Origin of the sequence: Nocardia sp. NPDC056952, from assembly GCF_042674185.1 — a bacterium.
Lineage (GTDB): Bacteria > Actinomycetota > Actinomycetes > Mycobacteriales > Mycobacteriaceae > Nocardia.
Map to the genome: position 1 here is coordinate 460,618 of NZ_JBHURA010000002.1, position 19,026 is coordinate 479,643.

General features: G+C 68.5%; 19 protein-coding genes. 1 reads left to right on the plus strand and 18 read right to left on the minus strand.

Features of this window, described 5'->3' with window-relative positions; translation table 11 throughout:
• Positions 1–28: 28 nt before the first annotated feature.
• Positions 29–325, minus strand: a complete 297-nt coding sequence (locus ACFTS5_RS09345) for a hypothetical protein (RefSeq protein ID WP_378629200.1) — start codon at positions 323–325, stop codon at positions 29–31.
• Between the two features lie 114 nt (positions 326–439).
• Positions 440–1,576, minus strand: coding sequence for an epoxide hydrolase family protein (locus ACFTS5_RS09350; RefSeq protein WP_378629203.1), 1,137 nt, complete (start codon positions 1,574–1,576; stop codon positions 440–442).
• Between the two features lie 62 nt (positions 1,577–1,638).
• On the opposite strand from ACFTS5_RS09350, the gene ACFTS5_RS09355 reads away from it, so the two are divergent.
• Positions 1,639–2,631, plus strand: coding sequence for a helix-turn-helix transcriptional regulator (locus ACFTS5_RS09355; protein WP_378629206.1), 993 nt, complete (start codon positions 1,639–1,641; stop codon positions 2,629–2,631).
• A gap of 47 nt (positions 2,632–2,678) precedes the next feature.
• Here the strand turns inward: ACFTS5_RS09355 and ACFTS5_RS09360 are convergent, their stop codons facing one another.
• The 16 genes from ACFTS5_RS09360 to ACFTS5_RS09435 all read right to left on the minus strand — a co-directional run bounded on the left by ACFTS5_RS09360 (position 2,679) and on the right by ACFTS5_RS09435 (position 18,928).
• On the minus strand, positions 2,679–3,794 hold the full coding sequence (locus tag ACFTS5_RS09360) for a serine hydrolase domain-containing protein (RefSeq protein ID WP_378629208.1): 1,116 nt from the start codon (positions 3,792–3,794) through the stop codon (positions 2,679–2,681).
• Between the two features lie 116 nt (positions 3,795–3,910).
• Complete coding sequence (locus tag ACFTS5_RS09365) at positions 3,911–4,339, minus strand: nitroreductase/quinone reductase family protein (protein WP_378629210.1); 429 nt, start codon at positions 4,337–4,339, stop codon at positions 3,911–3,913.
• Between the two features lie 46 nt (positions 4,340–4,385).
• The gene (locus ACFTS5_RS09370; protein WP_378629213.1) at positions 4,386–5,213 is read right to left on the minus strand and encodes an alpha/beta fold hydrolase; all 828 of its coding nucleotides are present in this window, start codon (positions 5,211–5,213) and stop codon (positions 4,386–4,388) included.
• Between the two features lie 107 nt (positions 5,214–5,320).
• Positions 5,321–6,685, minus strand: coding sequence for an MFS transporter (locus tag ACFTS5_RS09375; RefSeq protein WP_378629215.1), 1,365 nt, complete (start codon positions 6,683–6,685; stop codon positions 5,321–5,323).
• A 308-nt stretch (positions 6,686–6,993) separates the two neighbouring features.
• Entirely contained in the window at positions 6,994–7,329 is a 336-nt protein-coding gene (locus tag ACFTS5_RS09380; RefSeq protein WP_378629217.1) for a hypothetical protein, read from the minus strand.
• Between the two features lie 90 nt (positions 7,330–7,419).
• Positions 7,420–7,620: a hypothetical protein gene (locus ACFTS5_RS09385; protein WP_378629218.1), complete on the minus strand. Its 201-nt coding sequence runs from the start codon at positions 7,618–7,620 to the stop codon at positions 7,420–7,422.
• A 224-nt stretch (positions 7,621–7,844) separates the two neighbouring features.
• The gene (locus tag ACFTS5_RS09390) at positions 7,845–9,266 is read right to left on the minus strand and encodes a three-helix bundle dimerization domain-containing protein (protein ID WP_378629220.1); all 1,422 of its coding nucleotides are present in this window, start codon (positions 9,264–9,266) and stop codon (positions 7,845–7,847) included.
• Between the two features lie 222 nt (positions 9,267–9,488).
• Positions 9,489–10,076 (minus strand): DUF308 domain-containing protein, encoded by a 588-nt coding sequence (locus ACFTS5_RS09395; RefSeq protein WP_378629222.1) that lies wholly within the window; start codon positions 10,074–10,076, stop codon positions 9,489–9,491.
• Positions 10,073–12,382: an ATP-binding cassette domain-containing protein gene (locus ACFTS5_RS09400; RefSeq protein ID WP_378630009.1), complete on the minus strand. Its 2,310-nt coding sequence runs from the start codon at positions 12,380–12,382 to the stop codon at positions 10,073–10,075. Before ACFTS5_RS09400 ends, ACFTS5_RS09395 begins: the two co-directional genes overlap by 4 nt.
• A gap of 139 nt (positions 12,383–12,521) precedes the next feature.
• On the minus strand, positions 12,522–13,727 hold the full coding sequence (locus tag ACFTS5_RS09405; RefSeq protein WP_378629223.1) for a GNAT family N-acetyltransferase: 1,206 nt from the start codon (positions 13,725–13,727) through the stop codon (positions 12,522–12,524).
• 87 nt (positions 13,728–13,814) lie between these two features.
• Complete coding sequence (locus ACFTS5_RS09410; RefSeq protein ID WP_378629224.1) at positions 13,815–14,426, minus strand: 1,4-alpha-glucan branching protein; 612 nt, start codon at positions 14,424–14,426, stop codon at positions 13,815–13,817.
• 8 nt (positions 14,427–14,434) lie between these two features.
• Positions 14,435–15,883, minus strand: coding sequence for a S8 family serine peptidase (locus tag ACFTS5_RS09415; RefSeq protein WP_378629227.1), 1,449 nt, complete (start codon positions 15,881–15,883; stop codon positions 14,435–14,437).
• A gap of 69 nt (positions 15,884–15,952) precedes the next feature.
• Complete coding sequence (locus ACFTS5_RS09420; RefSeq protein WP_378629229.1) at positions 15,953–16,225, minus strand: hypothetical protein; 273 nt, start codon at positions 16,223–16,225, stop codon at positions 15,953–15,955.
• Positions 16,222–17,772 carry a radical SAM protein gene (locus ACFTS5_RS09425; protein ID WP_378629232.1) on the minus strand — a complete coding sequence of 517 codons (1,551 nt, stop codon included), beginning with the start codon at positions 17,770–17,772 and terminating at the stop codon, positions 16,222–16,224. Before ACFTS5_RS09425 ends, ACFTS5_RS09420 begins: the two co-directional genes overlap by 4 nt.
• Before the next feature lie 5 nt (positions 17,773–17,777).
• Positions 17,778–18,176, minus strand: coding sequence for a hypothetical protein (locus ACFTS5_RS09430; RefSeq protein ID WP_378629234.1), 399 nt, complete (start codon positions 18,174–18,176; stop codon positions 17,778–17,780).
• Complete coding sequence (locus ACFTS5_RS09435) at positions 18,173–18,928, minus strand: prolipoprotein diacylglyceryl transferase (protein WP_378629236.1); 756 nt, start codon at positions 18,926–18,928, stop codon at positions 18,173–18,175. The genes ACFTS5_RS09430 and ACFTS5_RS09435 overlap by 4 nt, the downstream gene beginning before the upstream one ends.
• Between the last annotated feature and the right edge of the window lie 98 nt (positions 18,929–19,026).

A 19,026-nucleotide genomic window follows, 5' to 3' on the forward strand; every position in this document is an offset into this window, starting at 1 on the left:
AGACGTCCACACCGTCGACGGCACCGCGCTACCCGGCCAGAGCATCCCGGTTCTCGACGTGCCGAGCCTGGCCCTGGCGACCGGCGCACCGAACGTCCGGGTCGACTTCGCGGTCGGCGCGACCCCGAGCAGGCGGCGCGGCGAGCCCGCCTCCGTCGAGGTTCGGATCGATCTCGCCGGAACCGGCCGCGGCGGCGCACCGCTCGACAGAACACAGCACCTCGTCCATCGGGACGGTCAGCGACCGCTGACCGCGCTCGGGATCGCATTCGGCGTCGAACGGCTGGTCGGCTTGCGCGGCGACCGTCCCGCACCGGGCATCCACACCCCGGAGGCTTTGGTCGACCCCGCCTACGCCGTGGAGCGGTTGAGCGAGATCGGTGCCGTGTGGCATCGAGCCGGCGGTGGCCCCCGGACTTACCCGGGGGCCCACCGACCCCTACCGCACCGACCGGAAGAACTCGCGCACATCCTCGATCAGCAGCTCGGGCGCTTCCATCGCGGCGAAGTGCCCCCCACGGTCGTATTCGGTCCACCGGACGAGATTGTTCTGCTTCTCGGCGATGCCGCGAATCGTGGTGTCACCGGGGAAGACCGCGACCGCTGTCGGGACACCGGAGCTGGGCAGGTCCGCGCCCCACTGCTGGGATTCCTTGTACAGCCGCATCGAGGAGCCCGCGGTCCCGGTGAACCACAGGATCGCTGTTTCGGCGAGCATGGCGTCGCGGTCGAGGGAATCCTCGGGCAGCGCGGCGGCGGGATCCTTGTAGGTGTTGACGACATCGACGACCCACGCGAGCAGACCTGCCGGTGAATCGGCCAGGGCATGGGCCAGGGTGTGCGGGCGGGTGCTGTGCACACCCGCGTAGGCGGAGGTTTCGTTGCTGCTCCAATCCTGGAGCGCGGCAAGCTTTTCCCGATCCTGCTCGGTGTAGCCCGCGCCGTCGTCGTTCCAGGCGGGGATGGTGATCGCCGCGTTGAGGTGCACGCCGGCGACCCGCTCGGTGTCGACACGACCCACCTGCGGGGCGATGAACGAGCCCGCGTCACTGCCTTGCACGCCGTAGCGCTGGTAGCCCAATTCGCTCATCAGGCGGGCGATCAGTTCCGCGGATCGCTCGGTGGCCGCCTGGCCGGGCTGGTGCGTGGGTCCGGAGAAGCCGAATCCGGGCAGCGTCGGGATGATGAGGTCGAAGGCGTCACGCGGGTCACCGCCGTGCGCGCGGGGGTCGGTCAGCGGTCCGATCGTCGCACCGAAGTCGGTGAACGGCCAGCCGTGCACCAAGACCAGCGGCAGTGCGCCGGATTCGGGTGAGCGCACGTGGGTGAAGTGCAGGCGCTGCCCATCGATCTCGGTGACGAACTGAGGGTGGGCGTTGCGTGCGGTTTCCGCGGCGCGCCAGTCGAACCCGGTCCGCCAGTAGTCGGCGAGCTCGCGCAGGTAGGCGGTGGGCAGGCCATAGGTCCAGCCGGTGCCGGGCAGGTCGTCGGCCCAGCGGGTGCGGACGAGCCGCTCACGCAGGTCGTCGAGGTCGGACTGCGGGATGTCGATCCGGAAGCTGTCGATGTCGCTCATACCGGCAACGCTATGGATCACTTAGGTCAGAATCGTTCCTAAGTTCGCGGCATGATGGAGCGATGTCCGAAACATCCGCTCGGCTGCTCCGGCTGCTGTCACTGTTACAGACCCGCCGCGCGTGGTCGGGGTCCGAACTAGCGACCAAGCTCGGTGTCACCGCACGCACCGTGCGCCGCGACGTGGAACGGTTGCGAGGATTGGGCTATCCGGTGCAGGCATTGCAGGGCAGCGCGGGGTATCGGTTGGGCGCGGGTGCGTCGATGCCGCCGCTGCTGCTCGACGACGAGGAAGCCGTGGCCGTCGCGGTCGGCTTGCGTACGACCTCGGGCGGCACGGTCACCGGTATCGAGGACGCCTCGCTGCGTGCGCTCGCCAAGCTGGAACAGGTACTTCCCTCGCGACTTCGGCACCGGCTTACGACCCTGCAACAGTCGATGGTGCGGGTCGCCGCCGAAGCGCCGCGGGTGTCACCCGAGACGCTGCTGACGATCGCGCAGGCGTGCCGACGCCGGGAGCGTCTGCGCTTCGACTACACCGATCACGCAGGTCGGACGTCGCGCCGCGATGTCGAACCCGATTCGCTGGTCAATGTGAGCAGGCATTGGTATCTGGTCGGGTGGGATGTCGACCGGGCCGATTGGCGGTCGTTCCGCGTCGACCGGCTCGAGCCCCGGGTACCGACGGGCCCACGATTCACCCCGCGACCGTTGCCCGACGGTGACGCGGCCACCTATCTGTCCCGCAGGCTGTCGGTCGCGTCGTGGCCGTGGCGCACCGTCGTCACCCTGCACGGATCGGCCACCGAGGTGGCCGATCGTGTCTGGCCCGGCATGGGAGTCCTCGAAGCGGTCGACGATGTGAGCTGTCTGTTGCATCTGGGCGCCGACTCCCCTGCCGCACTGGCCTGGATGATCACCGCCCTGGACATCGGGTTCACGGTCGCCGACCCACCGGAGCTCGTCGCGGCGCTGCGGACGGTGAGCGAGCGATGTCGTGACGCGATAGTCGATGCACCCGATGCCGATTTGCATCGTGTGCCATCACCGCGTTGACAGCGGTGTTCTCGCACGTCGGCCGGTGTGTCGACGAGACGGGAGATTCAGTCGCACAGCGCGTGGGTGAGCATCTCGCCGAGATCGGCAGACGACGATGTGCCGGTATAGGCGATGGTGACCGCGAGGCCGGACCCCGTGGCACCGGCGACAGTGGAGAAGCCGGGGACGCCGCCGATGTGACCGACATACCGCGCACCGCACGGCAGTTGGGTGTACCCGAGGCCGAGACCGTAGGACATGCCGTCACCGTTGCCCATGTCGATGCCGTCGAGCATCTGCGCGAGTTGGGATTGGGGCACGACCCGACCGGCCAGCAGCGCGAGGAAGAACCGATTCACATCGGCGCCGGTGCTCACCAGCGCGCCCGATGCCCACGGCACCGACGGCTCCATCAGGGTCGTGTCGGTGAGTGTCCCGTCAACGGTGGCGTAGCCGGTCGGATGCGGTTGGCGCAGACCGGTTTCACCGGTGGCGGGCAAGTAGGTATTCGACAGGCCGAGCGGTGTCAGGATGCGGTCGCGCAGTTCGTCGGTGTAGCGATGCCCGGTCACTGCTTCGATCAGCATGCCCGCGACGATGTAGTTGATGTTGGTGTACTCGAATCGGCTGCCGGGCGCGAACTTCGCCGGCTGCTCCAGGGCCAGGGCGACCTCCTGAGCCGGGGTGAAGGTGCGGCCGTTCTTCGCCGCTTCGTGTTCGTCGAGCTCCGGGGAGCGGGCCGGCTCGGGCAGGCCGCTTCGATGGCCCAGGATCTGGCGGACGGTGATCGCGCGACCGTCCACGCCCGCACCGGTGAGCAACCCGGGCAGATACGTGTCGACGGAGCGGTCGAGGTCGACGCGATGTTCGGCCACCAGCTGCAGCACGATCGCGGCGGTGAAGGACTTGGTGACACTGCCGACCCGGATGTGTTGGGGAACATCGGTACCGATCGGGGTCGCCGCGCCCGCGTCGGCCAGCCCGGCACTGACAACAGTGCCTGCCCCGTGCTCGGTGAGCGTGGCAACGGCTCCGATGGCACCTGAGCCGACCAGAGCGTCGAGATCGCCGCGCACACTGTCCACGCGAGCCGAGGCGTGGGGCTCGGCCGCGCTGATCGTGCAGGCGGACAAGCCCAGCGCGACGGCGAGAATCGGCACGGTGAGGGTTCGAAAACGCATGATCGAACGGTAGGAAGCCGAGGCCCACACGCACATTGGACTGCGGTACTACCTCCGCCTCGGTCTCCGGTAGCGGGGCAGGGCGGTCCGGTCGCCCTGCCCGCGACCTCATCCGATCAGTTCCGGCGCAACGCCAGCACCGGGATGGTGCGGATACCCTTCGTCTTCTCCTCGTATCCGGCGAAACCGGGGTACCGTCGCGCCTGCTCGGCGTAGAGGCGGTCGCGTTCGTCGCCGGTCACTTCGGTGACGGTGACCGGAAAGGTCTCGGTGCCGACCTCGGCGTCGGCCGCGCCCGCCGAGGTGAGGTTGTAGTACCAGTCGGGATTGGTGGGGGCACCGGCTTTGGACGCGAAGACGTACATAAGCTTCGGGTCGTTCTCGTCGGCCAAATACATCATCGGCGACACCAGTTGCCGGTCGGTGCGCCGCCCTCGGTGATGCACCAGCACCATCGGCGCACCCTCGAAGGGCCCGCCGACGCGGCCTTCGTTGGCTCGGAACTCGGCGATGATCTTGCTGTTCCAGTCCTGTGATTCGCTCATGCCTGGCATCTTCTCCCCCGGCCCGCTCGCGCGCGAGCAACCACGCTCACGGCTCGTCGAGTACTTCTTGCAGGCGGGCGGCGAAGGTGACGGCATCGTTGACGAATCCGATGTGGTCGCCGGGGAACAGGACCGGGTCGACGCCCAGCGCCGATGCCAGTTCCCGCGAGGTGCGATCGCAGAACTGACCGGTGGACTCGGCACCGATCCCGACGATCACCCGGGTGGGGATCGAACGCAGCAACGGAGGGTCCGGTACCCAGGAGGTGGTCGGGCGCAGTTCGTGGGCGAACCAGAAACGTTCGCTGGCGACCTGTCGGGGATCACGGTCGCCGCCGAAGATCTGTTCGAGCATCGGTTCCGGGATGGCGATAGCGGCTTGGGCGAAGAACTTTCGCCAGGCGCCGATCACCTCGCCGGTGGCGTAGGTGGCGACGATGTCCTCGGTGAGTGGGCGCTGGGCTTCGGCGTCGGGGAGCAGTTCGCGCAGCGGCGGTTCGTGGGCCACGACGGTGGTGACCAGGTCGGGGTTGGTCTGGGCCAGGGCCAACGCGGTGACCGCACCACCGCTGGATCCGAACACCACGGCCGGGCCCGCGCCGAGATGGGTGATGAGCTGGGCGAGGTCCCCGGCGCGGGCGAGCACCGTCGAATCCTGATTCGGGTTGTCGAGGGGGCTGCCGAAATGCCCGCGCGGATCGGTGGTGAGGACGGTATTGGTGGTGGCGAGTTGTTCGGCGGCCGCGGCGAACGAGGCGGCGTTCATCGGGGCGCCGACGAGGACGAGCAGCGGTCCCGCACCACGGACCTCGTAATACAGGCGGGCGTCCGGCACCACGAGGGTGCCGGTGGTGACGGCGGAACTGGCGGTCATGAGGCTCTCCCGGATCTCGGCTACAGGTAGCACTTATTCAGACGGTGCGTGCCGAAAGAACTCATCGCTCGCCACGAAAATACTTTTCCGGCAATCTCTTCCGCAGGTCAGGAACTTTTCTGTGGCGAAAGTCCGGTCAGGGCCAGCACCACGACACCGCATCCGGCTACGACAAGCCACCCGATCCGCAAAGACCCGTGACCGGCGATCACCCCGCCGGCGATCGCGATACCGACCGCGGCGCCGACTTGTCGAGCCGTGGAGGTGATTCCACCCGCCACTCCCGCCCTGGCCGCGGGCAACCCGCTCACCGCGGTATTGGTGATCGGCGCATTCGCGAATCCGAACCCGATCCCGATCAGCGCGAACGCGCCCAGCATCGTCATCAGATCCGGATCGCCGCCCGCACCGACGAGCACGACCCCACCGGCGGTGAGGAATCCGCCCGCGAGCAACAACGGCCGACGGGCACCGACGCGCCCGACGAGAATCCCTGACAGCGGTGCGCACACGGTTGCCGCGACGGCGAGGGGCAATGTGATCGCTCCTGCCGTGACCGCGCTCATTCCCCGCTCGTGCTGCAGATGCCAGGTACTGAGCAACAAGGTGGTGGTCAGCGCCACGAACACCAGCACCGCGCCGACCACCGCGGCCGTGAACGGCGCGCGCCGGAACAGTGCCGGATCGATCAACGGCTCGGCCACCCGTCGCTCCACCCACACGAATCCGGCAGCTGCCGCGATGACACCGCAGTACCCGGCCAGCGCTGTGGCCGAGCCCCATCCGATCCGAGGTCCTTCGATGAGCAAGGCGATCACCCCGCCGACCACCAGGACGAGCAGCACTTGCCCCGCGCCGTCGATTCGACGCGGTTGCTCTGCTCGCGATTCGGGCACGAACACCGCACTCAGTACGAGTGCGACCGCCACGACCGGAACCGCGACCCAGAACACCGACCGCCACCCGAACCAGTCGACCAGTGCCCCACCGAGGGTCGGCCCGACCGCCATGCTCAACCCGAACACCGCCGCCCACACCCCGATCGCGCGGGCTCGCTGCCGCGCGTCGGTGATCGCCGAGACCACGATCGCCAAGGCCACCGGACTCAGCATCGACCCTCCGACACCCTGGGCGACCCGCGCCGCGATGAGCACCTCGATTGTGGGAGCCAGCGCGCACACGGCGGTAGCGGTGCCGAAAACGACGAGCCCGAGCCGGAATACCCGTCGCCGGCCGATGCGATCCGCGATCGCTCCCGAGGTGATGAGAAAGCTCGCCAGCGCCAGGGTGTAGGAGTCGACGATCCACTCCAGGCCCTGGGTGCCGACGTGCAGACCGCCACCGATCGTGGGCAATGCCACGGTGACGATCGTCGCGTCGAGCCCGACGACGAACAGGCTCAGCGAGCACACGGCCAGCACGGCCCATGGGCGAACGGCTGCGGTGTGGGTGCGAACAGGGTTGTCCAGCATGGCGGTCCTCCTCGGATCGAGGACCGGAGTATCACCAGCAGTCGGCCGGATCACCCAGAGTTATTGCCGAAACAGCAAATCACTTGCCTTTTCGGCAAGTTTGTCCAGTCCGGGGTGGCGACGGTCGGCCGATTCTCGACCGTGACCGACATGATCCGTCTCGTGAGACTCCATTCGCGGTGCGGGCCAGCTCACTCATCTGACACGCCCGAGTGTACAGACGTGCACTGAACTGGTGTCAAGCCCCTCGGGCCGAGGGCGGCCGAGGACACGACACGCGATGCTTGTGGCCCTCGTCGGAGCCTGCGTCAGGGGCGCTCGGTGGGTAGTTCGCCGTACAGCTGACGCGCGCGAGCGGTCAGCAGGGGCAGCACGATGGTGCGCCAGGTCGGCAGGTCCACAGCTTCCGGGCGCCCCTCGACGAGCACGCAGGGCTCTGCCGTCGCGTCGGTGTCATCGACGTCGACCCCGACCACCTCGACGATCTCGCGCCGCAGCAGCGCCACGAACTCTGTCGCGGTTTCCGGCGCGACCTCCGCGCACACCTTGTCCCGCACCGCATTCCACGCCACCGGGTCCGCGGGCGACACCCAGTGACGCGGTCGCCGATCGAAGAGCCGGGCTATATCGGAAGAATCTGGCACCCGCCGAATCCTACCGAGACCCGCTACCCGCCGCCGCGGCGACTTCCCGCGAACGCCGCAGCGGCATCGACGAATCCGCCGAGCGCGCACTCAACGGCGTCGGCGAAGCTCGTCAGCGCTGGCCCGTAGCGTTCCGGCGACCAGTTCACGTCCCTCGTGTGCCAGATCGACCACCTCGCGCGCGCTCTTGCGGCCCGCGTCGCCCAGGATGGCGGCAAGTGCGGTGCCGGTGCGGCGTGCCGCGATGGACAGCTCGTGGATCAGTTCTCGGCCGGGTTCGAATTTGTCCATCTCGGTGGAACTCCATTCGCGGTGCGGGCCAGCTCGGATGCCTGGCAACACATCAGTGTACAGTCGTGCGCCGAACTCGTGTCAACCCCCGAATCCGGCACTACAGCCTGCGCGTCACCTGGACACGAATCGGCGCGAGGCCGCATGCCCTGAACGCGTCCTCCTGGCGGCAGGAACACGAGTGCCGCGCAGCCGGGAGCTGCGCGGCACTCGTGGAGGCGAGTTCAGTTGTAGGAGTTGGCCACCCCGTCGAGCAGGTGCTCGAGGGTCTCGTAGGCCGGCACGTCGACGACGTCGATCAGATCGGCGGCCACCGGCACCGAACGGTCGGCGGCGACCGAGGTGAACTGGGCGGTGTCACCGGTACGGAAGCCGTGTTCGGCGGCCAGGCGACGCAGTTCGGCGTTGTCGATGAGCAGTTTGCCGATCTTGTCGCCGGAGGCGTCGAGCGGAACGAGGGTGTGGCTCGACAGGACCGTCGGGGTCGGGTAGGTCAGCACCATGTCCGGCTTGATCCGGCCCTTGCCGGCGGCTTCGACGAACTGTGCCTCGTAGATGCAGACCAGCGGGGTCGGGCCCATGCCGTTGGTGAGGTACTGGTTGAACGGTCCGTCGCTGCTGTTGTCGGTGTAACCCTGGGCGAGGAACAGTTTCGACAACGCCGGCAACACGTGCTGTTCGGCGGTGGCGCCGCGCACGATGGTGTGGTCGTTGGCGACATAGCTGGCGATCGAGAGGTACATGGCCGCGGAGTTCGAGCTGCGCGGGTCGGTCGTCGAGACCAGGATGTTCTTGGCGACCGGGTAGGTGGTGTTGTCGGGCAGGTCGTCCCACTGCACACCGGTCCCGGCCAGTTCCAGGTACTTGTTCATATCGAATGTCGCGACCGGGCCGGGCTTGATCACCCCGGCCGCCGTGAGCAGGTCCGCGATCGGCCGGTAGGTGGCGATGGCGATCGGTGACGAGAACGGCGTGTACTTGGTGGTGATGTTGCGCTGACGCTGGATTCGTTCCGCGGCCGGAATGCTCGACGGGAACGCGAAATCGAACGCACCGAGGTCGACGGTGGTCGCGATCTGGCGCGAACCGGCCGGTTCGACCTCGACCCGCAGGCCGTTGTCGGCGAGCACCTTCGCCACGCGCTCATCGGCGAAGAACGACATCTTCTCCGACCCCACCACCCCGCGCACCACCGTCACGCCGGCGGCGGGAGCGGCGGCCGGTGCATCGGCACCGCCGGGCAGGAGCACGACTCCGGCGACGACACCGGCCACGACCACGGCCGCGCCGATCGACAACGGCACCACCGCACGCCTGCTCACCGCCCGCTTCGGCGGTTCCTCGGTGGTGTTCGACTCGCGTGCGATCAGTTCCGCGGCGCGCACGCTGGCGGTGGGGGCCGGAACTCGTACCGTCGGGTCGGGATCGGCGAGTTCGCGGCGCACGATCCGCTCGACCAGGATCGGCACGAACTCCCGGATCGGTTTACCGGTGAACCGGTGGTGCGCGGCGCCGACCGCCGACGTCACCTGGTCGACGGGGACGTTCTCGGACAGGTCTTCGACCAAACTCTCGGTCATGCGCCGCATAGCCAGCTCTTCACGCTGGACGGCATCGGCAGCTACGCCGGGGACTACGCGCGACACCACATTCTCCTGGGCTCACAATCGGGCTGCGGACGCGGCGCGCCGAACAGGACCCTCCCCGTGCGCACGCCGCGGGCCACGCTACCGTCGCGCAGCACAGATACCCCAGCCGTGAGCGAGGGTGCACGCAGAGTTCAGCGCTCGCTCGACTGCCCGCAATGTCGCGTTGTCCGTGAGTTCGCGTAAACCTCGAATCCCGAAGTGGCAGTGTGTGATTCGCTACTACAGCTCGGTAGCGGCCCGAACCGGCGGGGTCTGCTCCTCGGTCGCGGACCCGCGCGCCGCCGCCATCGCCGCCCGCCCGAGGCCACCGGCGAGCAGTTCCATCACCGCGATCACCACCAGCCCGGCACCGGCCATCGTGGCCAGCCCGGTGACCGTCTGGAAGGTGATCGCGATGATGGCGATGCCGATCGCGGTGGTGGCGAGCCCGCACAGTTCGTGCGCCCAGCCGTCCTCGACGCTGTCGTCCCACGCGGCGACCAGCGCGTGCACCACACCGCGCACCGACCAGCCGATGCCGATCCACAGGGCCAGCAGTTCGATATTGCCGCCCTGGAAGACCAGGCCCGCCAAGATCCCCGTCAGTGCGGCGCTGACCAGTACCAGCACCCGCAGCGGAAACGCGATCCGCGCCATGAACGTCAGATACACCTGCACCACGGTGCTCAGGATCAGCGAGATCCCGAACAGCGTCGCCAGCGTGGATTCATCGCGCCCGGGCCACAGCAGCAGCGCTACACCGAGCAAAAACGAACACCCGCCCGCGACCAGCATCGCCGTGCGGGTCCGATCCGCGCTGCCGGTCATGTCAGCCGCTCCAGCAGGTAGGGCGCAGTCCGGCTGACCGTACTGTCCGCCACCTGTTTCGGTGTCCCCTGCGCCACGATCCGGCCTCCCTGCCCGCCGCCGCCCGGTCCCATGTCGATCACGTGGTCGGCCCCGGCGACAACGGTCATGTCGTGTTCGACCACCACCACACTGGCGCCGCTGTCGACGAGCGAATTCAGTTGTGTCATCAGGATATCGGTGTCGGCCGGATGCAGCCCGGTAGTCGGTTCATCGAGCAGATAGACGGTGCCCGCGCGCCGGGCCCGCTGCAACTCGGTGGCCAGTTTCACCCGTTGGGCTTCACCGCCGGACAGTTCGGTGGCGGGTTGACCGAGCCGCAGGTACCCGAGGCCGACATCGCGCAGCGTGCGCAGGGCACGCGCGACGACGTCGACGTCGCCGAGGAAGTCGGCGGCCTGGTCGACGGTCAGGTCGAGTACCTCGGCGATGGTTTTGCCGCGGTAGGTGATGTCGAGGGTTTCGGGGTTGTAGCGCGCGCCGTGGCAGGCCGGGCACGGACTGTAGGTGCTGGGCAGGAACAGCAGTTCCACGGTGATGTATCCCTCGCCCTGGCAGGTCGGGCAGCGCCCCTCGGCCACATTGAACGAGAACCGGCCGACGCCGTACCCGCGGGCTTCGGCGGCGCCGGTCGCGGCGAAGAGTTTGCGGACCGTGTCGAACAGGCCGGTGTAGGTGGCCAGGTTCGACCGTGGGGTGCGCCCGATCGGCGCCTGATCGACTTCGACGACACGCACGATGTCCGGATCGACGCCGGCGGTCGTCGACACAGCGTGCAGCAGAGTGGATTTGCCCGAACCGGAGACGCCGGTGATCGCGGTGAACACCCCGAGGGGGATGTCGGCGTCGAGGTCGTGCAGGTTGTGGCTGGTGACGGCGCGTAATCGGAGCTCGCCGGTCGGGGCGCGGGCCGTGCGCGGTGGGCGGACGATCTCGTCGAACAGGTAGGGCCGGGTGACCGAGTCGGCCACCTTCCGCAACCCCTCGACCTCACCGGCGTAGAGCACCGTGCCGCCGTTCACACCGGCGCCGGGACCGATGTCGATGAGCCAGTCGGCGTGGCGGACGACGTCGAGATCGTGTTCGACCAGGAACACGCTGTTGCCCGAGCGCTTGAGCCGGTCCAGCACTGTCGTCAGTGCCGCGGTGTCGGCCGGGTGCAGTCCCGCCGAGGGTTCGTCGAGAATGTAGACGACACCGAACAGGCCCGACCGCAACTGCCCGGCCAACCGTAATCGTTGCAGCTCACCGCCGGACAGTGTCGGGCTCTCCCGGTCGACGCTCAGATAGCCGAGCCCGAGCTCGATGAGCACATCGATGCGGGAGGTGAGGTCCTGGGTGAGTACCGCGACGGCTTCCGTGCCGGGGGTGTAGGGGCGCAGTACCTCGACGAGCTCGACGAGCGGCAGGTCGGCGAGCTCGGTGATGTTGTACCCGGCGAAGGTCACCGCGAGCGCTTCGGGTTTGAGCCGTCGCCCCGCACACAGCCCGCAGACGGCGGTGTGCAGGTATTCGGCCGCGCGGGCCCTGGTCGCCGCGCTCTTGGATTCGGCGTGCGAGCGCAACAGCAATTGCTTGGCACCGGTGTAGGTGCCCTGATAGGGGCGGTGGATGCGATGCGGTTCTCGCACGGGTTCCACTGTGACCACCGGCTTCTCCTCGGTGAACAGGATCCATTCGCGGGCGGCGGGTGAGAGTTCACGCCACGGGCGGTCGATGTCGTAGCCCAGCGCGGCGAGCACGTCGCGCAGATTCTTGCCCTGCCAGGCGCCGGGCCACGACGCGATCGCGCCCTCTCGGATGCTCAGCGACGGATCGGGGACCATCGACGCCTCGGTGGCCTCGTGGACGACGCCCTGTCCGTGGCAGCGAGGGCACGCGCCTTCGACGGTGTTCGGGGAGAACGCGTCGGAGTAGAGACGGTTGGTGCCCTCCGGGTAGTGCCCGGGGCCGGTCCTGGCCGGGGTGTCGGGATAGTCGCCTTCGCGGGACATGAGCATGCGCAGCGTGTTCGAGATCGCGGTGACGGTGCCGACCGTCGAGCGTGACGACGGCGAGGACCGGCGCTGGGCCAGGGCCACAGTCGGCGGCAGGCCGGTGACGGTGTCGACATCGGGCGCTTCCACCTGGTTCAGCAACCTGCGGGCATACGGTGCCACCGACTCCAGGTAGCGGCGTTGTGATTCCGCGTAGAGCGTGCCGAACGCCAACGAAGACTTGCCGGAACCCGACACTCCGGTGAAGGCGACCAGGGCATTTCGTGGCATGTCCGCGTCGACATCACGCAGGTTGTGGACCCGGGCGCCACGCACCCGAACCGAAGAATCGACCTCGTGCGAATCCACAGCTACCTACCGTACTCGCGAGGGAGCGACCTTCGGGGTGAACGCGCCCGTTGCCGAGGTATTAGAAGAACCACCCCAATTGCGGCGCACGGTCGGTGGTGAACGCTTCGTCGAACGCGCGCAGTGCCTTCGGATCCTCGACGGCGATCCGGTGCGCGGCGGCGAACGTGTTCGCGCGATGAGCACCGAAGTACAGGGCGCCGAGAATATTGATGTCGAAGCCGAGAGTCGCTGTCCGGGTGGTCGGCTCGCATTCGGCGAGGCCGTCGCGGATCCGCAGGGCGAAATTCCCGCCCGCGTCGCGGAACGGATCGCGCACCGCCACGACGGTATCGAGGTCGGCGCGGTAGGTGCGGGCGGTCAAGGCGGCGGGGACATCCATGACCCGCGCCCACAGTGCGTCACCGCGGCGGGTCATCTGCACGGTGCGCGGGTCGGTGAGCATGTAGGCGAGCGGATCGTCGTCGGCGATCTCGGCTTCCACGGTGTCGACGAGGTCCATACCGAGCAGCACCCGCCACAGCGCGGCGTGCGCGTCGGGGGTGACCGCACGCAATTCCCACACCGAGGCGATGTCACGGTTCTCGCGCCGCGAGCGCCGATACAGGGCATAGCCGTCGGCGTGCAGCAGCACGAACAGCGTCGTCGCACCGTGGCGGTGGCGTTCTACGTCGGCGAAGAACAGGTCCCACTTGGCATCCGGCCGAACCTGCGCCCCCGCCGTCACCTGCTGCCAGCGCTCGTAGATCTCGCGGATCCGCGGGGCGGCCTCGTGCAGCGTCTCCAAGGTGACGCCACCGGGATCCGGTGTGGTGGAGCGGAATTCGGCACGGCGCGTATCGATGGAGATCGCGGTGTCGATGACGGCCACCTCGTAGCCGAACCGCCCGTAGATCGTGCCCTCACTGGCCGTGAAGATCGTCAACGGCAACCGGTCGGCCTCGGTCCGAGCATGCTGGGCCCGATACAGCTCGCGCAGGATCCCCCGCCGCCGATGCGTCGGCGCCACCGCGACCCCCGACACCCCACACGCGCGCACCGTCCGCTCCCCCGGCACCGTGATCGTCATCGTCCGATCCACCGTGTGCCCTACGATCCGGTCACCCTCCACCGCGACCAGTGACCGTTCGACCGGAAAGACCGCTCCCCGGTATTCGTTCTCATCACTCCCGTACCGCATCCCGAACCCGGCCTCCTGCAACCCCACGATCGCCGCCGAGTCCGCAGGAGTCGCCGCCCGAACGCACACGCTCTTCGCCGATGCCATGCTCGTACCCTGCCACGCCACCCCGCCCCGGCACATCCGGTTTTCTCCCCGGCAGAGCCCGTGTCGGTCCGGCGCGCACGGGCTGCGCTATGCCCAGTCGGTCAACACGCTGATCAACTCGACCACCGGGCCCAGCGCCGAGGGTGCGGCGACCGAACCGGCTCCGCCGACCCACAACGACACCGGCACACGATGGAATCGCACGGCAGCGGACCCCCAGGGAACATCGGTGTGGGCGACGCCGTCCACAGCCACGCCGAGGCTGCCCTCGGCCGACCCGGCCGGTGTCACAACGACCGTCGGGTCGGACGTGTCGCTCAGACTCTGGGCCTGAGCGGTCGCGCGGCCGGTCAGCAGATCGATGACGGCGGCGATCGCGACCGGATCGCGGGTCGCGTCGTAGATCCAGCGCCGGCCCAGCACCCCGTGCTCAGCAGTGCCGATCAGCGCCGAGTCGCCGCCGTGCAGCGGTGCCCCGCGATAGGTCATCGGCACCTGATACAGCACCTGGTCGGCACCGGAACCGTCGACGAACAGCACGAACTCGATCCCGACCTCACCGGCCGGGTCGTCGAGGCGGAAGCCACCGACTCTGTCCAGGCACGGGGTCGCGCCCAGGTACCACTGCCGACTGGGCAACCAGGCCGCGACGAGATCGCGCTTGGACGGGGTGACGGTGGTCTGATGAATCACTGCCATCGGGTGCCTCAGCCTTTCGCGGTCATGGCGCGCAGGTCGGGCAGGGTGCCGATGCGCTGGGTGGTCGGACGGCCGGGGGCGGCGGTTTGGGGCGAGCCGGTGGTGCGGAGCAGGGTCCGGATCTGCTCGGGGGTCGCGCGGCCGGGGCCGGCGGTGCGGATGCCCTGGTAGGCGGCGATGGCGCCGACGACGATCGGGGACGCGCTCGAGGTGCCGCTGAATTCGTCGGTGTACCAGAGGTCTTCGTCGGGACCGCCTTGCAGGTCGCCGTAGCCGGTGGTGGTGACCTCGCGGCCCCAGCCCTGGGCGTCGAGGCGGGCGCCGTGGTTGGAGAAGTCCAGGCGCGAGCGGGCCGGTCCGTGGTCGCGGCCGTGCAGCCCCGGCGGTGGGGCGCCCGCGCCGACCAGGATGGCACCGGAATCGGCGGGGCCCGCGCGGAACGGGTTGTGCCAGGCGGCGGGAAAGTCGCCGGGACGGGTGTCGTAGACGGCGTCATCGAGGTTCTCGCCGCCGTTGCCCGCCGCTTCCACGACGACGATGCCCCGGCTCACCGCGTAGCGGATGGCGGCCAAGTCGTCGGGCCACCATTCCACGGCGATGTAGCCGCGCTGATCGGGAGTGGCCTGGTAGTCGAATCGTGGTCCGGGGCGGTGCAGTTCGATGAGCACGATGTCGCCGGGATGCAGAGCGTCGGCCGCGGAGCGGATCGCCGCGGCCGAGCCGATGCCGAAGATCGAGATGGCCCTGATGTGGGCGTCGGGTGCGATTCCGGTGACGCCGAATTCGTTGAGGTCGCCACTGATCTCGCCGGCGACGGCGGTGCCGTGGTTGCGCCATCCCAGATCGGCGGAGGCGGTACCGCCGATGACTCCGCCCTGGTTCTGTCGCAGATCCTCGTGGGTGAACCGCCACGCGCCCTCGACGTCGATCACCCGCACGCCGGTGCCGAGCCCGCCGGGCCGACCATGGGCCCACACCGCGTCGATGCCGTGCGGTGCGGCGTCGAGATAGGCCTGTCTGACCCGGAAATCGGGTGTCACCGCCGGCGCTCGTGGTGCGACGATGCTCTCCGCGAGAGGAGCCAGCGGAGGTTCGGCCGCCGGCTTGACGTAGGCGGCGGCGACGGTGTCGTCCTCACGCAGCCGGTGCGCGAGCTCTCCGAGGTCGCCCAGTTCACCGTGCACCGAGTAGTAACTGAGGTACTCCCCCGCGACCGGCGCCTGCGGTGTGCCGGCCAGGCGGGCCGCGAGCCGGTCGTCCGGACCGAAGATCGGTACCAGACGCGCGGTGGCGGGCAGGAGCTCATCGACCCTGGTGCGCACGGACCGGTTCTCGCGCAGCGCGATCGGCGTGATCTCCGGGCCGGTCGGCGTGGTGACGACGATCAGTTCGCCCGGCGGGACCGAGGGTGCGGGCACCCCGGGGCGGCGCTGCCTGCTGGAGCGTGTGGAGGCCATGGCTATCAGTCAACCGTGCCCCGCGCCCGCCCGCTACCGTTCTGCCACACCGGCTTTGGCGACACGCCGCTACCACACCGCGGCGACGGCCCCGACCACGGCGATCGCCCCGACATACCCCAGCACCAGCCGGGTATCGCGCAACCAGCATCGACTGCGCTTCAACCCCGCCCGCCACGCCCGCCAGTATCCGACGAACGCGAGCGCACCGAACCCGACCACCGCCCACGGCCCCACCAACCACGTCAGCAACGCCACCGTCGCGACCACACACAAGGTCAACGGGTCGTGCGGTTGCTGCCCGCGCATCGCCTCCTCGTAGTAGACCCCGCGCTCGCTCACCGCACCTCCACCGGCAACAACGCCCGCCCCGCCGGTGCCGCCGCCGACAATCGCTGCCGCGACAGCGCGGGCCAGGCCTGCACCGCGCAGAACGGCGCGCACTGATCGGCATCGGCACGGGTCCCCACGTGCACGCAGCACTGGGTGAGCCGTTCCTCGATCATCGTCGACATATCCATGAACGGTTTCACCGTGATCCGCACAACGCGTTCCCCGAGCAGTGTGCGCAACCGTTGACGCCGCCCCGGCAACGCCGACGACGCCAGCGTGAGCAGGGTCGACATCCCCAGATCGCAGTTCTCGCAGATGTTGCGCCACACCCGCCCGATCTCCGGATGCGACAGCGACGACTGCTCCGAGAGCAATCCCAGCAACGATTCCTGGACCGCTACCCGCAGTTCGGCGGGCAGTGCCGAGTCCGCGATCCGGTTGGACACCAGTCCCAGCTGCTGCTTCAGCCTCTCGTGCCCGATCAGCGAGACCAGCGACCGCCATCGGCCCGCGTCGTCGCGCAGCAGGTAGCCCACCGAGCAGCAGTGTGGATGCGAGCACGGCAGCGCGGTGAGGTCACGCCAGGTCACCAATCCGTCGGTCTGGGGGCCGAGTCGGGCCAGCACACCGGTGTGGGTGAGCCGGTTCATCGGGTCGATCGCTCCCGAACGCCCGGAACCGAATTGCGGTTGGATCGAGACCCCGCCGACGAACGGTGTGTCCATGGCGGTGCGCAGGACCGCGCCGATCTCGTCGTCGTTCACACCCAGGGCCACGGTCATCACCAAAGTGGTGAAGACGGCGTTCGACGACAGCCGTCGCAGGGCCTGCTGTTTACGGACACGCAGGTCACCGCCACGGTGATGGCGTGAGGCCTGTGCGGTTTCCCCGTCGTATTGCAGATACACCTCGACCCGGTCGCGATGCGCGCGCAGCAGCGCCAGCAGTTCGTCGTCGACGGCGATGCGCAGACCGTTGGTGTTGAGCAAGATCCGGGTGATCGGCCGTGCGGTCAGTTCGGTCAGCAGCCGCGCCAACTGTGGATGCAGAGTCGGTTCGCCGCCGCTGAGCATCAGCACGTCCAGGCGCCCGTTCTCGCGAGCAAGACGCTGATCGACATTGGACAGCACGTCCTCGACCGGCACCACCCCGCGCAGTTCGGGTGAGGAGTCGGCGAAACAGGTGGGACAGCGTAGGTTACAGCTGTCGATGATGTCTTCGAGCAGGATGCAGGTGTGCTGGGTCTGCATCTCGGGCAGTCCCCGCAGATACGCCGAGGGCACCGGGTCGAAATTGCCCACGGTGTCGGGCAGGTGCGCCTTGGTCGGAGCGGTCCATTCTTCGAGGTAGGCCAGGATTTCCGGGTCCTCGTCGTAGAGGGTCCGCACCATGCCGTGCGTTCGACATCCTCGTTCGAGGAAGACTTTCCCGTCCCGTTCGGCGAGCCACCCCGACAGTCTCGCGACGTCGGGTAGCGCGGTCTCGGGGTGTTCGTCGTGGCAGCGGGGACAGAACGCGGTGACATAGCGCAGGATCCGATCGCCCCGCAACGGCATCCCGGTCACGGTGCCATCCCGAACATGCCCGTGTACAGCTCCGGGTTGATGGCCGTGCACAACCCCGCCGTGCACACCGTGACCAGCGACCACCCGATCATCAACCCCATCCCGAACCCTTTGGGCGCGGGCCGTTTGCGCCGGATCAACAGCCAGCCACCCCCGAAAGCCGCTGCCGCGCTGACCACCGCGGTCAGCCCGAACAGTGCCTTGGTCGCGGCGTCGTCATTGATGGAGGCGACGACCATGAACACGAAGAATCCCGCCATCGCGTTCGCCACGATGAACGCCATCGCCCCCGCCAACGCCATCGCCGCGACCTGACCGCCCTGGCCCGGCGGTTTCCCGCCTTGCTGCGGCGGTGGGGGCGGCATGTTCGGTGGTGGTCCGGGAGGAAAGTTCATGCCACGACCTTTCGTCGAAGTACACCGTCGTAGTTCCCGCGCCGGTAGCCGATGCTCCAGCGCACCGCGACCAGGGCCAGTCCCGGCAGCAGGAACCATTGCGGGCGGGTCAGATCCAGCCATACCGTGTCGTTGGCGCGGGTGAACTCGACCAGGAACCGGAAGATCGCGTACGCCCCGACGTAGAGGGTGAACAGCTCACCCGGCGTGCTGATCCGGTCGCGCAACCACCACAGTGCGCCGAAAGCGGCCAGCTGGAACACGATTTCGTAGAGATAGCTCGGATGCATCGCGACACCGGCCACACACCCGGGGCACTGCGGCACCGTGGCGGGGGCGTGGATTGCCCACGGCAGGCTCGTCGGCCGTCCCGGCGCCTCGGTGAGCAAGCAGCCGATGCGCCCCACCGCCATGCCCAGCGCCACCGCGGGGGCGAACAGGTCACCGGTGCGTTCCCGATATCCGATGATCCTTTTCGCGATCAACACGCCCACATACGCGCCGAACAATCCGCCCAGCACACTGCGCGCACCGAACATCCAGCTCTCATACGGATCGAGAGTCTCGACCAGACTCGACAACCGCATGCCGATCGCCCCACCGACCAGTGCACCGGTGACCGCGACCAGGGACTCTTCGCGCAGCGCGTCGCGGCGCCTGCACTCGGCCACGAACACCACCGCGGCCACGGCGACACCGAGCGCGACGAAGAACCCGTGCGTCGGGATCCCCCACATCAGCTGTGCCACCATGGCGAAAGGTTAGCGGGCCCACGGGCAGGCACGCGTGAGTGAAACTACTCCCGAATTCGGGTACTACCCTGTTCGTTGGTGAACGCCGGTGCGGGAGT

Bases quoted from the DNA above. Each gene is read 5' to 3' on its own strand.
- ACFTS5_RS09350 (WP_378629203.1), bottom strand. From the start codon at position 1,576: ATGAGCGACATCGACAGCTTCCGGATCGACATCCCGCAGTCCGACCTC.
- ACFTS5_RS09355 (WP_378629206.1), top strand. From the start codon at position 1,639: ATGTCCGAAACATCCGCTCGGCTGCTCCGGCTGCTGTCACTGTTACAG.
- ACFTS5_RS09360 (WP_378629208.1), bottom strand. From the start codon at position 3,794: ATGCGTTTTCGAACCCTCACCGTGCCGATTCTCGCCGTCGCGCTGGGC.
- ACFTS5_RS09365 (WP_378629210.1), bottom strand. From the start codon at position 4,339: ATGAGCGAATCACAGGACTGGAACAGCAAGATCATCGCCGAGTTCCGA.
- ACFTS5_RS09370 (WP_378629213.1), bottom strand. From the start codon at position 5,213: ATGACCGCCAGTTCCGCCGTCACCACCGGCACCCTCGTGGTGCCGGAC.
- ACFTS5_RS09375 (WP_378629215.1), bottom strand. From the start codon at position 6,685: ATGCTGGACAACCCTGTTCGCACCCACACCGCAGCCGTTCGCCCATGG.
- ACFTS5_RS09385 (WP_378629218.1), bottom strand. From the start codon at position 7,620: ATGGACAAATTCGAACCCGGCCGAGAACTGATCCACGAGCTGTCCATC.
- ACFTS5_RS09395 (WP_378629222.1), bottom strand. From the start codon at position 10,076: ATGACCGGCAGCGCGGATCGGACCCGCACGGCGATGCTGGTCGCGGGC.
- ACFTS5_RS09400 (WP_378630009.1), bottom strand. From the start codon at position 12,382: ATGCCACGAAATGCCCTGGTCGCCTTCACCGGAGTGTCGGGTTCCGGC.
- ACFTS5_RS09405 (WP_378629223.1), bottom strand. From the start codon at position 13,727: ATGGCATCGGCGAAGAGCGTGTGCGTTCGGGCGGCGACTCCTGCGGAC.
- ACFTS5_RS09410 (WP_378629224.1), bottom strand. From the start codon at position 14,426: ATGGCAGTGATTCATCAGACCACCGTCACCCCGTCCAAGCGCGATCTC.
- ACFTS5_RS09415 (WP_378629227.1), bottom strand. From the start codon at position 15,883: ATGGCCTCCACACGCTCCAGCAGGCAGCGCCGCCCCGGGGTGCCCGCA.
- ACFTS5_RS09425 (WP_378629232.1), bottom strand. From the start codon at position 17,772: ATGCCGTTGCGGGGCGATCGGATCCTGCGCTATGTCACCGCGTTCTGT.
- ACFTS5_RS09430 (WP_378629234.1), bottom strand. From the start codon at position 18,176: ATGAACTTTCCTCCCGGACCACCACCGAACATGCCGCCCCCACCGCCG.
- ACFTS5_RS09435 (WP_378629236.1), bottom strand. From the start codon at position 18,928: ATGGTGGCACAGCTGATGTGGGGGATCCCGACGCACGGGTTCTTCGTC.